The following is a 537-nucleotide window of genomic DNA, read 5'->3' as shown; positions in this document are numbered from 1 at the left end:
CGGTATCTGTACAAGTATCGGTATCGGCGGTGAGTGGCTTGCCACTGACGGTAGGAGACTTGCGCTTTGCGATGGGTGCTACAGCACCAACAACACATCCAAACACTTGGGCTAATACAACAGGACAGTTCAATGTACAGATGGATGCAACGCATACTTTCTGGGTAGGACATAGCAAGACAGGTTGTGTGATACGCGTACTTTATAGAGCACCGAATGTCAATACGTTTAAGATTATAAATCCGCAGGTGTCTAATACGCCTTGCAAGGGAGGTTCGGAAGGGACAGCAACCTTCACCCTAAGTAATACAACATCGGGACACGGACACCAAGTAACGATAAATCCATCGGCAGGAACGCTCCATCCGGCATTAGGAATCTTAGCAGCAGGAACGACAGACTTCTGGGTGAGTGGATTGGCATCGGGTACTTATACACTTACGGTGAAAGATGCGACCACACAATGTGAGCAAGATTATGTATTTACGATAGAAGAGCCAACAGTAAGCTTGTCGGCGACCACACAAGTACGATCAA

General features: G+C 47.5%; 1 protein-coding gene. It reads left to right on the top strand.

Going from position 1 to position 537, the window contains the following annotated elements:
* The coding region (locus HMPREF9075_RS13365; protein WP_009414789.1) for a hypothetical protein at positions 1–537 on the top strand (537 nt) is incomplete at both ends.

The sequence above is a fragment of the Capnocytophaga sp. oral taxon 332 str. F0381 genome (genome assembly GCF_000318275.2).
In the GTDB taxonomy this organism is placed as follows: Bacteria; Bacteroidota; Bacteroidia; order Flavobacteriales; family Flavobacteriaceae; genus Capnocytophaga; species Capnocytophaga bilenii.
This window is presented reverse-complemented; position numbering and strand designations above follow the sequence as displayed.